We start from the raw sequence: 11,160 nt of genomic DNA on the forward strand, positions 1-11,160 counted from the left end.
GGTCGGCGTCGGACGCCGGGATCGACGCCGTCCCGTCACGCGGGGACGACCGCCGCCACCCCCGCGGCCACGACCGCCGACGCCCCGGTGACCACGCGCGACAACCGCACCGCCCGCGCCAGGTCGGCGACGCCCGGAGCCGGCCCCGACCCGAGCGTCGGGCGCTCCTGCACCCCGTAGGGGTACACGGTCCGCCCGCCGAGCCGGCGTCCCAGCGCGCCGGCGAAGGCCGCCTCGACCGGCCCCGCGTTCGGGCTCGGGTGCCGGGCGGCGTCGGCGCGCCAGGCCGCGAGCGCCCGGGCCGGACGGCCCCCGACCGCCGGCGCCGCACCCGCCGTCAGGAACGCGGCGAGCCGGGCGGGGACGCCGTTGAGGACGTCGTCCACGCGCGCGCTCGCCCACCCGAAGCGGCGGTGGCGCGCGGAGAGGTGCCCGACCATCGCGTCGAGCGTGTTCGCCGCCCGGTACCCCAGCAGCCCCGGGACGCCCGCGACCGCACCCCACACCAGCGGCGCGACGACGGCGTCGGAAGTGTTCTCCGCGACCGACTCCAGGGCCGCCCGGGCCAGGCCGTCGGCGTCGAGCGAGGACGGGTCGCGCCCGCACAACGAGGGCAGGCGGCGGCGGGCGGCGGTGAGGTCGTCGGCGGTGAGCTCGGCCGCGAGCGCCGACCCCTCCCCCGCGAGCGACCGGCCGCCGAGCACCACCCACGTGGCGGCCGCGGTGAGCAGCACCCGCCCGGACCACGACCGCGCGACCGCCCGCTCCGCGACCACCCCGCCGCCGACGACCCCGCCCACCAGGACGGAGCAGTACGCCGCGCCCCGCGGCCGCGAGTCGGCCCACCAGGCGCGCTCGAGACGCCCGGCCGCCGAGCCGAACAGCGCCACCGGGTGTCCGCGACGCGGATCGCCGAACACCGCGTCGGCCGCGACGCCGAGGAGCAGCCCGAGGGCCCGTGCACGCATGGCCGCCATGATCGCAGACGCAAATGTCAGTAGACGCTGACGTTCGTATCGACTAACGTCAGCGTCCACCGACACAAGGAGGCCACGATGGGACGTCCGGTCGCATTCTTCGAGGTCGTGAGCGACGACCACCGCCGCGCGCAGCGCTTCTACGGCGACCTGTTCGCCTGGACGATCGACGAGGACCCGACGATGGAGGGCTACGCGATGGTCGACACCGGCGCGGGCGACGACGCCGTGACCGGCGGTATCGGGCCGTCGCAGGTCCCCGGCGACACGGGGGTGAAGTTCTACGTCCGGGTCGACGACCTCGAGGGCACGCTCGCGCGGGCGGCCGAGCTGGGCGGCGCGCGGCTCGCCGAGCCGATGGACCTGCCGGGCGACTACGGGCGCATCGCGGTGCTCGCCGACCCGGACGGCAACCCCGTCGGGCTGTGGGCGTGAGCACCACCGACCCCGGCGATCCCGCCGACGCCGCCCTCCGGGCGCTCGCCGAGCCCCGCCGCCGGGCGATCCTGCAGCTCGTCGCCCACGACGAACTGGCGGCCGGCGAGATCGCCGCCGCGTTCGACGTGTCCCGGACCGCGGTCAGCCAGCACCTCACCGTCCTCAAGGAGGCCGGGCTCCTGCACGAGCGCCGGGAGGCGACCCGGCGGCTCTACCGGGCGCGCCCGGAGGGGCTGGCGGGGCTGCGTGACCTGCTCGACGATCTGTGGGACTCCGCGCTCGACACCGCCCGCCGCCTGGTCGAGGCGGACGCGGGGACGGGCAGGACCGACGGCGCGACCGAGGAGACCGCATGACCGACACCGCCCGGGTGCTGCCGCTGCGACGCCCGCCGATCCGCCGGTCGACGCTCGTGCGCAGCTCCGCCGACCACACCTTCCGCGTCTTCGTCGACACGATCGGGACCTGGTGGCCGCTGCAGCCCTACTCGGCGGGCAAGGAGCGGGTGGACGAGGTCACCGTCGAGCCCCGCGTCGACGGGCGCGTGTTCGAGACCTGGCACGACGGCACCGAGGTCGAGTGGGGCCGACTGCTCGCCTGGGAGCCGCCGCACCGCCTCGTCATGAGCTGGACCCCGACCCCGGCGCCGACCGAGGTCGAGCTGACCTTCGCCGCGCTCGCCCCCGCCCTGACGCGGGTCACCGTGGAGCACCGCGGTTGGGAGTCCCTGTCCGAGGAGCAGCTCGCCCGCGACTGCGCCACGCCCGGCGGCTACGTCGGCGGCGGCTTCACCCGCGGCTGGACCACGATCCTCGGCCGGCTCACCGCCGCCGTCGAGCAGACCACCCCCGAGGAGCACCGATGATCCACGCCTACCGCCTCGTCGCGCCCCGCCCGACGTTCGCGCAGGACATGACGCCCGACGAGGGCGCGGTCATGGCCGAGCACGCCACGTACTGGCACGGCCTCGTCGACCGCGGCACCGCAATTCTGTTCGGCCCGGTCGCCGACCCGGCCGGGTTCTGGGGCCTCGCGGTGGTCGAGACCGACGCCGCCGCGGACGCCGAGCGGATCCGGGACGAGGACCCGGCCGTCGCCCGCGGGGTCTGCCGCGGCGAGATGCACCCCATGATCGACCCGACCCTGCGGCCGGACGTGACACGCTGACCGGGTGCGTTTCAGCGACGAGCTCTGGGACTCGGCCGCCGACGTCTACGACGCCGTGCGCGCCCACCCCTTCCTCACCGGCCTGACCGACGGGACGCTCCCGCACGCGGCGTTCGGCCACTTCGTCACGCAGGACAGCCACTACCTGCGCGGCTACGCCCGGGCCCTCGCGGTCCTCGCCGCGCGGGCACCGACCGAGGACGACACCACGCTGTTCGCCCAGCACGCCGCCGGGGCGATCGCCGCGGAGCAGGAGATGCACGCCGAGCTCTCCGAGGCCCTGGCGATCGACCGGGACGCGCCCACCGGGCCGACCACGCTCGCGTACACGAGCTACCTGCTCGCCACGGTGCACGGCGGCTCCTTCGCCGAGGGCCTCGGCGCGGTGCTGCCCTGCTACTGGATCTACGCCCGGGTCGGCGAGGCCCTGCTCGCCGAGTCCTCGCCCGATCCGCTCTACGCACGCTGGATCGCGATGTACGGCGGGGACGAGTTCCAGGCGGTGGTCGACGCGGCGGTCGGCGTCATGGACCGGGTGGCCGCCGAGCTCGGGCCGGCCGAGCGGGGCCGGGTGCTCGCGCACTACCGGGCGACCTCGCGCTACGAGTGGATGTTCTGGGACGCGGCCTGGCGCCAGGAGCGCTGGCCGGTCTAGCCCCGGACACGACGACGGCGGGCCCCCGGGGAGGGGACCCGCCGTCGCGCAACGATGCGATCAGGCCTCGACGAGTGCCGTCGCCGGGGTGCGCCGCCAGTTGCGGTGCGCGTACGCGGCGAGGCTCGAGGCCACTCCGAATCCTGCACCGGCAACGACGACCATCGACACGAACACAGCAGCCACGGGTGGCTCCTCCTCACCACGTGCACGCGCCACGTCCGGGGATCGGGTCCGGATGACCCGGCCGGAGGGACGGCGCTTGCGAACCTCGGATGCTGGCTGCATCCACCCCGTATGACGCGTCGATCTCGGGGCGTGTTCCATCGTCCGACGGGTGGATCGCCGTGTCTCGTGTCACGCTTCGGGCAACAGTTTCGCAAGCAAAGCAGGCAATTCGGACATTCATCCGATAACCGGCCTGCGGGTTTCTCGGCGTGGGCGCATGGTTAATGGTTCGAACCAGTGGCGCGACACGCGGTCGCGAGGCGGGGAGGACGAAGTCGTGACGGATACGGCGGAGGCAGGGGCCGGCGACACGCCGGCCAACATCACGGTCACCGACGACGCGACGATGAAGCGGGCCGTGGGCGCCGCAGCGGTCGGCAACATCACCGAGTGGTTCGACTTCGGCGTCTACGCCTACCTGGCGACGACGATCGAGGCGAACTTCTTCCCGCCCGACAACCCGACGCTCGCGCAGGTCGGGACCTTTGCGGGCTTCGCGGTGTCGTTCCTGGTCAGGCCGTTGGGCGGACTCTTCTTCGGCCCGCTCGGCGACAAGATCGGGCGGACGAAGGTCCTCTCGATCACCGTCATCATGATGGCCGTCGGCACCTTCCTGCTCGGCTTCATCCCGCCGTACGCGGCGATCGGCATCTGGGCCCCGATCCTGCTCGTGCTCTGCCGCGTGGTGCAGGGCTTCTCCACCGGCGGCGAGTACGCGGGGGCGATGACCTTCATCGCCGAGTACGCGCCCGATCGCCGACGCGGTTTCTTCGGCAGTTTCCTCGAGTGCGGGACGTTCATCGGATACGCGCTCGGCGCCACCGTCGCGACCGTGATCCCGCTGATCTCCTCGCCGGAGTTCGCCTCGACCTGGGCGTGGCGCATCCCGTTCTTCATCGCGCTCCCGCTCGGCATCGTCGGGGTGTACCTCCGGGTGCGCCTGGAGGAGACCCCGGCGTTCCAGACGCTGCTCTCGGAGTCCGAGGAGCGGGAGGGCCAGCAGGCCGGCGAGGGCATCAAGAAGCTCTTCGTGAAGTACTGGCCGGCCATGCTCACCGCCGGCGGCCTGGTCGTGGCGTGGAACATCACGAACTACATGCTGACCAGCTACATGCCGACCTTCCTCGAGGACAACGTCACCGCGGTCGGTGGCCAGGCGATCGACACGACCACCTCGCAGGTGATCCAGATCGTCATCCTCTGGGTCGGCGTCTTCGTCATCCCGGCGCTCGGCCTGCTCTCCGACCGGATCGGGCGCAAGCCGCTGCTCTACGCCGGCTCGATCGGTCTGATCGTGCTCGCGGTGCCGATGCTCTACGTCCTGCAGCTCGGCTCGGTCGTGCTCGTGGCGGTCGGCCTCGCGGTGATGGGCCTGCTGCTGGTCCTGTTCTCCTCGACCTGCCCGTCGACGCTGCCGGCCCTGTTCCCGACCGAGGTCCGCTACGGCGGGCTGTCGATCTCGTTCAACATCTTCGTCTCGGCCTTCGCCGGCACGACGTCGTTGATCATGACCGCCCTCGTGCTCGGCACCGGCTGGGGCTACTGGCCCGCGCTGTACCTGATCTTCGCGGGGATCGTCGGCCTGGTCGTGCTGGTCAAGCTCAAGGACCCGGCGCGCAAGCCGCTGCTCGGCTCCAACCCGGCGGTCTCGACGCCCGAGGAGGCGCGCGAGCTGGCCGCCTCCGGCACCGCGGTCCGCGGCTGAGGCCGATCGCGACGACGGGTCCGGCGCGGACCCGTCGTCGGGATCAGGCCGGACGGCGCAGCACGAAGCGGCTCTCGACCACCGTCGTGTAGGTGCCCGAGGAGTGCACGTACCCCGTCGGGTAGAGCGCGTGCTGGGGGCCGCCGAACTGCACCAGCTCCCAGCCGTCGCGGCCGAGGCGGTTCAGGTGCTCGGCGAACAGGCGCGCCCACGGGACGCTGTAGGGGCGGTACTCCTCGAAGATGAGCTCGTCCTTCGGCCCGATCGCGTAGGCCTGCCACTCGGCGGTGTCGTGGCTGGACGACGACGGGTCCAGGTCGGCCTTCGCGAGCTGGACGGCCGAGATCTCGAGCGTGGCGTACTCCCAGGCGGTCACGCGGAGCAGCCTGGCACGGAGGTGCGGTCGCTCACGAGGCCCGACGGCCCCGGGACGTCGGCGGGACCGCGCGCGGAGGACGCAGCGGCGACACGACCCCGCGCCGGACGGCGGCCCGACCCACCGGGATGCCGGCCCGCGGCCGCTCGACACGCTGCCCGGCGAGCGTCTGCGGCCCCCGGCCCGGAGCGGCCACGGTCGAGTCCCCGAGCAGGAACCCGGTCAGCTTGAGCGCGAGCCCGAGGACGACCAGGGCGATCCCCAGCAGCACGTGACCGAGGGCGATCGCCGTCGCCCCGGCACCGAGCAGCGCGAAGCCGGTGAGGAGGAGGATCGCGCTGCGCATCTTCTGCACGCTAGGTGATAACGCGGCCCGCGGCATTGGTCTGTTCGGGTCTTCCACCGTGATGACGGACGACGCGCTGCGGCCGTAGGGTGCACAGCAGCGATCATCTGGAGGGGTGCATGAGGGAAGTCGCCGTCCGCTACGTCAACGGGCCGCTGCAGGGCGTCGGGGCGGTCTCCCTGCCCGACAACGGGCCCGCCGAGCCGCCGCTGCTCCAGCGGATCCCGCTCCCCACCACCGACCGCGACTTCCGCGAGACGATGTCGCGCATGGTCGGCGGGCAGGGGCACGCGATCTACGAGCGGACGGTCCGCAACGAGGCGGAGGAGTGGGAGTACCAGCTCATCCGGGTCGAGTGACCCGAGGGCCGCGCTCGATGGCGCGGCCCCGCCCGGGCGCGGGAGGATGCCGGCCATGACCGGAGCCGCCGCCCCGCCCGACCGCCCGGACGTCGTCGTCCGACCGGCCGAGGAGGCCGACGCCCCTCGGATCGCCGACGTGTTCGGCGGCTACGTGCTGGCCTCCATCGCGACGTTCGTGGAGGACCCGCCGTCCGCCGAGGTCTGGCGCGAGCGGATCGTCGCGGCGCGGGAGCACAAGCTGCCCTTCGTGGTCGCCGACCTGCCGCCCGGGCCGTCCGGGAGCGGGGGCCTGTCGGTGGCCGGGTTCGCCGCGTGCTCCCAGTTCCGGCCGCACGCCGCCTACCGCTACACCGTCGAGGACTCGGTCTACATCGCCCCGGAGGCCACCGGGCGGGGCCTGGGCGGTCGTCTGCTGTCCGCGCTCGTCGACGGCCTCGCGCACACCGACATGCGTCAGGTGGTCGCCGTCATCGCGACCCTGCCCGACGCCCGGCACGACACGCCCTCGATCGTGCTGCACCGTCGGCTCGGATTCGAGGTCGTGGGCCGAATGCCCGCGGTCGGCTACAAGCAGGGCCAATGGGTGGACACCGTGATCATGCAGAAAGACCTCCAGGCTCGCCCCTGAGGATGTTCGTTTGCGGGCCACCTCCTTCGTTCCGGAATGCGTTCCACGGCGCCCTCTTTTCGATCACCCACGATTCGAGGGAATGCGCGCCGACCGCCGTCACGGGGCGCCGCGCGAGCCGTTCCCGCTTCGGACGCCGGATCACCTCGACGGCGTCCGTCTCCCGGCCGGGCGCCCGCCGCCATGGTGCGCCCGGTCGGGCCCGGCCGTCACTGCCTCAGCGTGAGTCCTCCACCTGCAGCGATGTGTGAGGGCACCTGAGCGGCGCAGGGCGAGGATGCGGGCCGTGAGCCGATGGGGGGCGTCGCCCCCGATCGGAGGAAATACCGGACGGCGATGTTCAGCGCTCAATCGAATGGTTCACCCCCTCTGCCGCTCACTGAGTGAGAGGACGACCGCCGGCCGGCGGAGGTCACGACCCGACGGTGCCGGGAACATTCCATCGGCGACGCGACGAGAAACCCGTTGCGAAACTGTCGTGCGGCCCGGAATGAGCGACATCGCACCGTTGTCCGTAGCATTCCGCCCGTGCAACCTGCTCATCGCGATCTCCTCGCGGCGGAGCCGGAGGAGATCTCCGGCGAGGTCGTGGGGTACGGGCGCGGATCGTCCGGCGCGCCCAGCGAGGCGGGTGACCCCGAGGAGCAACGGGCGGCCCTGCTCGCCGCCGGGTGTACCCGGCTGTTCGTCGACTCCTCGTCGGGCAAGGGGGGTGCCGCGCGGCCCGAGTTCGACGCCTGTCTCGCCTCGCTCGCGCCCGGCGACGTCCTCGTCGTGGTCCGGCTGGACCGCCTGACGAGGTCCCTCCCGCAGCTGGTCGGGCTCGTCGGTGACCTGCGCTCGCGCGGGGTCGGCTTCCGCTCGCTGCACGAGGGCCTCGACACCACCACGCCCGGCGGCCGCCTCGTCTTCCACGTGTTCGCGGCGCTGGCGGAGTTCCTCCGTGAGCTGCTCGTCGAGGGCACCCGGGACGGTCTGGCCGCCGCCCGCGCCCGCGGCCAGCGACTGGGCCGCCCGCCGGCCCTCAGCCCGGACCAGGTGTCACAGGCACGCTCGATGCTGGCCCGCCCGGAGAACTCCGTGGCCTCGATCGCCCGGCTCCTCGGTGTCAGCCGTTCGACGCTCTACAAGCACGTCCCCGAGCTCGGCGGACGGCAGGTCGTCCCGCCGTCCTCGGAGGTCGACCCCACCGGCAGCGACTGAGGTCAGTCGGGACGCGTCCCCGCCACACGCCGGCCACGACCGGAACCGGTCGTCCGCGTGCGGACACGCGCCGCCCGGGCCGCCTCGCGCACGCTGGGGCGCTCGGTGACCTCGGTCGTCGCGGGAGCCGCGTCGGCACTGCCCGCCTCGACCGTGGGCGGCTCCCCGGGCGGGCCCCCGGACACCGGACGTCGCGGTGGGGGTGCCGGGGCGGCGACCTGCGTGGGAGCGGCGGGCGGGTTCGCCTGGGTTGATGCGGCCGCAGCAGCAGGCGGGGTCGACGCGGGAACCCGTCGGGACGGCACCGGTCGGGACGGCACGGTCGCGCCCACCCCTGGCGGTCCCGGCACCGGTCGCACTGCCGCGGGCCGCGACGACCCGGGGCCGACGGGCGACGCGGAAGCGGGCGGCGCGGAAACGGGCGGCGCGGAAACGGGCGGCGCGGAAACGGGCGGCGCGGGAGCAGGCGGCGCGGAAGCGGGCGGCGCGGGAGCGGGCCGCGCGGGGGCCCGTCGCGCGACAGCGGTCGGCGCGGCACCGGCCGGTGCGGCAGGCGTGGGCGCGCTCGCCGGCGTGGTCGGCCGGGCCGCGCGCGCTGGGACGGGCCCGGCGGGGCCACTTCCGGGGCGTGGTGCGACGGGACGCGGCGGAGCGGGCGGGGGCGCGGGAGCCGGCGCGACGGGGGCCGGAGCCGCTGGACCCGCCGTCGGGAACTCCGGGGTGGGCGCAGCGGCGGCGGACCGACCGCGGTCCCGGTCGAACCAGCGCAGCGTGCGCGCGGCCGCCCAGGCGTTGGCGCCCGCCACGAGCGACACCCCGAGGGCGATGACGCCGACCGCCCACTCCCGGGCGAACACGAGCCCGAGGAACGCCAGGAGCGCGGCAGCGGAGACCAGGGCCGCCGCCACCATCGTGGAGGCGGCCGCTCCCCCGGACTCGTGGACGCAGTACCAGGGCAGCACCGTCCGCCGTCGGGAGCTCCTCACAGGAGGGGCAACGGACGGGGACCGGCCCGGGTGACGCTCCATCTCAGGGCGCGACGCGGCGCATCCGCACGACCGCCACCCCGGCCGTGTCGCGCTCCCGCCCGACCTCGACGTAGCCGAAGCGGCCGTACAGCGCGAGGTTGCCGGTGCTGCGCTCCCCCGTCACCAGCACGGTCTCCGTGCCGGGTGCGAGGTCCGCGTGGGCGGCGCGCAGGAGGAGCGAGCCGATACCGCGGCCCTGCAGGTCGGGCGCGACGGCAGCGCGGCCGAGCACGGCCGGCCCGGGACCCTCGAGGGCCCGCAGCCGCACGCTGCCGGCCAGCCGGGTGCCGACCCAGGCCGCCCACCCGAGCGTCCCCGGGTGCACGAGGTCCGCCGCCAGGTCGGCGGGGGTCTCGACCAGCGGCGGGATGGCGAAGGTGTCGTACAGGCGCCCCTCGGAGAGGAACGCCGCGTACTGCACGGTGAGGGCCTCGCCCGCGTGGTCGGGTCCGAGCCGGTCGACGACGACCGGCACCGGCTCGGCGTCGGGAACCGACGTCATCCCACCTCGGCCATGACCTCGTCGGAGGCGTCGAAGTTCGAGTAGACGTTCTGGACGTCGTCGGAGTCCTCGAGCGCGTCGATGATGCGCAGCACCTTGCGGGCACCGTCGGCGTCGACCTCGACGTTCATCGACGGGACGAACGACGCCTCCGCCGAGTCGTAGTCGATCCCGCCGTCCTGCAGCGCGGTGCGGACCGCCACGAGGTCGGTCGGCTCGCAGAGGATCTCGAAGTTCTCGCCGAGGTCGTTGACCTCCTCGGCGCCGGCCTCGAGGACGGCGAGCAGGAGGTCGTCCTCGGCCAGCTCGGTGCCGCCCTGCTCCTTGGCGACGATGATGACGCCCTTGCGGTTGAACAGGTACGCCACGGAGCCCGGGTCGGCCATGGCACCGCCGTTGCGGTTCATGGCGGTGCGGACCTCGCCGGCGGCGCGGTTCTTGTTGTCGGTCAGGCACTCGATGAGCACCGCGATACCGCCCGGGGCGTAGCCCTCGTAGGTGATCGCCTGGTAGTCGGCGCCGCCGGCCTCGGCCCCGGACCCGCGCTTGACGGCGCGGTCGATGTTGTCGTTCGGGACCGACGTCTTCTTGGCCTTCTGGATGGCGTCGTAGAGCGTCGGGTTCGCCGCCGGGTCGCCGCCGCCGGTCCGCGCGGCGACCTCGATGTTCTTGATCAGCTTCGCGAACATCTTGCCGCGCTTGGCGTCGATGGCGGCCTTCTTGTGCTTCGTCGTCGCCCACTTGGAGTGGCCGCTCATGGCTCTCCCGCCCTTCGTCGTCCGCGCGTGGCCGTGCGGCTCCGGCCTACCGTGGTCCACGGGACTCGGGTGCCGGCGCCGGCACGGGCGGCGAGGACCCACTGCGGGGCCCATCGCGCTCCTACCTCGGACATCGAGTCTACCGGCGGGGCCTCCTTCCCGACGACGGGTCGCCCCCCGGCCGGGCCGGGAGGGTCCTCGTGACGCGGGAGGGATCGTTGCTGCTTCGTGATCTTGGGTGGGGCGGTCAGCGGGGCGGATGCGGCCGTGGTTGTCGGGGGTTCGAACTACAGTTCGGATCATGGCGGTGGAGGCGGGGTTCTCGGGTGGTGGCGGGGTGTTCGACACGCCGCTGCCTGCGGTTCCGTGGACCGATCCGCGGGATGCGTGTGGTCAGGAGTGCGAGGCCGGTCTGGTCGCGTGGCAGGCGCGGTTGGTGCATGACGAGTGGCGTCGGGCGTGTTGGATGCTCGAGACCGCCCGGGCGCGCGCGGACACCGTGGAGCGGTGGCCGGAGCCGGATCCGCGGGTGATCGCGGCGTGTCTGGGCTGGTCGGTGGCGATGGCCGCCTCCCGGTTGGAGACCGCTTCTGGTGCGTTGCAGCGGCTGCCGCGGCTCGGCGAGGCGATGCGCGAGGGGCGGTTGGAGCAGGCGAAGGTTGAACCGCCCCGGTCAGTGGTGAGGCTCTGATGTAGCAAGGAGACTGCTGCTGTGGCCCCACCTCGGAAGTTCGACCCGGAGACCCGGGCTCGTGCGGTGCGCATGTATGAGGACCGGTTGCGTGAT

Annotated in this window: 16 protein-coding genes; 10 read left to right on the plus strand and 6 right to left on the minus strand. The window is 73.8% G+C overall.

The features are described from left to right. Positions 1 to 35 precede the first annotated feature (35 nt). Complete coding sequence (locus LN037_RS26690; RefSeq protein ID WP_372460541.1) at positions 36 to 968, minus strand: cobalamin biosynthesis protein; 933 nt, start codon at positions 966 to 968, stop codon at positions 36 to 38. A gap of 87 nt (positions 969 to 1,055) precedes the next feature. Here LN037_RS26690 and LN037_RS26695 point away from each other — a divergent pair, with 87 nt between their 5' ends. The 5 genes from LN037_RS26695 to tenA are packed head-to-tail and all read left to right on the plus strand — an operon-like array spanning position 1,056 to position 3,237. Then, positions 1,056 to 1,412, plus strand: a complete 357-nt coding sequence (locus LN037_RS26695; protein WP_230759192.1) for a VOC family protein — start codon at positions 1,056 to 1,058, stop codon at positions 1,410 to 1,412. Further along, on the plus strand, positions 1,409 to 1,771 hold the full coding sequence (locus LN037_RS26700; RefSeq protein ID WP_230759194.1) for an ArsR/SmtB family transcription factor: 363 nt from the start codon (positions 1,409 to 1,411) through the stop codon (positions 1,769 to 1,771). Before LN037_RS26695 ends, LN037_RS26700 begins: the two co-directional genes overlap by 4 nt. Further along, positions 1,768 to 2,280 (plus strand): SRPBCC domain-containing protein, encoded by a 513-nt coding sequence (locus LN037_RS26705; protein WP_230759196.1) that lies wholly within the window; start codon positions 1,768 to 1,770, stop codon positions 2,278 to 2,280. Before LN037_RS26700 ends, LN037_RS26705 begins: the two co-directional genes overlap by 4 nt. Further along, complete coding sequence (locus LN037_RS26710; protein WP_230759197.1) at positions 2,277 to 2,582, plus strand: YciI family protein; 306 nt, start codon at positions 2,277 to 2,279, stop codon at positions 2,580 to 2,582. The genes LN037_RS26705 and LN037_RS26710 overlap by 4 nt, the downstream gene beginning before the upstream one ends. A 4-nt stretch (positions 2,583 to 2,586) precedes the next feature. Then, a complete protein-coding gene (gene tenA, locus LN037_RS26715; RefSeq protein WP_230759198.1) occupies positions 2,587 to 3,237 on the plus strand; it encodes a thiaminase II in 651 nt (216 codons plus the stop codon). A gap of 60 nt (positions 3,238 to 3,297) precedes the next feature. Here the strand turns inward: tenA and LN037_RS32950 are convergent, their stop codons facing one another. Continuing rightward, positions 3,298 to 3,423: a hypothetical protein gene (locus LN037_RS32950; RefSeq protein ID WP_255695019.1), complete on the minus strand. Its 126-nt coding sequence runs from the start codon at positions 3,421 to 3,423 to the stop codon at positions 3,298 to 3,300. Positions 3,424 to 3,742: 319 nt separating this feature from the next. Here LN037_RS32950 and LN037_RS26720 point away from each other — a divergent pair, with 319 nt between their 5' ends. Beyond that, complete coding sequence (locus tag LN037_RS26720) at positions 3,743 to 5,170, plus strand: MFS transporter (RefSeq protein ID WP_230759199.1); 1,428 nt, start codon at positions 3,743 to 3,745, stop codon at positions 5,168 to 5,170. A 43-nt stretch (positions 5,171 to 5,213) separates the two neighbouring features. Here the strand turns inward: LN037_RS26720 and LN037_RS26725 are convergent, their stop codons facing one another. After that, positions 5,214 to 5,546 carry a hypothetical protein gene (locus LN037_RS26725; RefSeq protein ID WP_230759200.1) on the minus strand — a complete coding sequence of 111 codons (333 nt, stop codon included), beginning with the start codon at positions 5,544 to 5,546 and terminating at the stop codon, positions 5,214 to 5,216. A gap of 31 nt (positions 5,547 to 5,577) precedes the next feature. Continuing rightward, positions 5,578 to 5,892, minus strand: a complete 315-nt coding sequence (locus tag LN037_RS26730; RefSeq protein WP_230759202.1) for a hypothetical protein — start codon at positions 5,890 to 5,892, stop codon at positions 5,578 to 5,580. Positions 5,893 to 6,011: 119 nt separating this feature from the next. On the opposite strand from LN037_RS26730, the gene LN037_RS26735 reads away from it, so the two are divergent. The 3 genes from LN037_RS26735 (at position 6,012) to LN037_RS26745 (ending at position 8,085) form a co-directional block, all read left to right on the plus strand. Next, positions 6,012 to 6,251, plus strand: a complete 240-nt coding sequence (locus tag LN037_RS26735) for a hypothetical protein (RefSeq protein ID WP_230759203.1) — start codon at positions 6,012 to 6,014, stop codon at positions 6,249 to 6,251. Positions 6,252 to 6,306: 55 nt separating this feature from the next. Beyond that, a complete protein-coding gene (locus tag LN037_RS26740; protein ID WP_230759204.1) occupies positions 6,307 to 6,882 on the plus strand; it encodes a GNAT family N-acetyltransferase in 576 nt (191 codons plus the stop codon). A gap of 528 nt (positions 6,883 to 7,410) precedes the next feature. Beyond that, positions 7,411 to 8,085, plus strand: a complete 675-nt coding sequence (locus LN037_RS26745; protein WP_230759205.1) for a recombinase family protein — start codon at positions 7,411 to 7,413, stop codon at positions 8,083 to 8,085. 1,029 nt (positions 8,086 to 9,114) lie between these two features. Here the strand turns inward: LN037_RS26745 and LN037_RS26750 are convergent. Both LN037_RS26750 and LN037_RS26755 read right to left on the minus strand, forming a co-directional pair. Beyond that, positions 9,115 to 9,615 carry a GNAT family N-acetyltransferase gene (locus tag LN037_RS26750; protein WP_230759207.1) on the minus strand — a complete coding sequence of 167 codons (501 nt, stop codon included), beginning with the start codon at positions 9,613 to 9,615 and terminating at the stop codon, positions 9,115 to 9,117. Beyond that, a complete protein-coding gene (locus LN037_RS26755) occupies positions 9,612 to 10,373 on the minus strand; it encodes a YebC/PmpR family DNA-binding transcriptional regulator (RefSeq protein ID WP_230759209.1) in 762 nt (253 codons plus the stop codon). Before LN037_RS26755 ends, LN037_RS26750 begins: the two co-directional genes overlap by 4 nt. Before the next feature lie 301 nt (positions 10,374 to 10,674). Between LN037_RS26755 and LN037_RS26760 the strand changes: the two genes are divergently transcribed. Then, positions 10,675 to 11,064 carry a 13E12 repeat family protein gene (locus LN037_RS26760; protein WP_230759210.1) on the plus strand — a complete coding sequence of 130 codons (390 nt, stop codon included), beginning with the start codon at positions 10,675 to 10,677 and terminating at the stop codon, positions 11,062 to 11,064. Positions 11,065 to 11,160: the final 96 nt, after the last annotated feature.

Source organism: Actinomycetospora soli, from assembly GCF_021026295.1.
GTDB classification, from domain to species: Bacteria; Actinomycetota; Actinomycetes; order Mycobacteriales; family Pseudonocardiaceae; genus Actinomycetospora; species Actinomycetospora soli.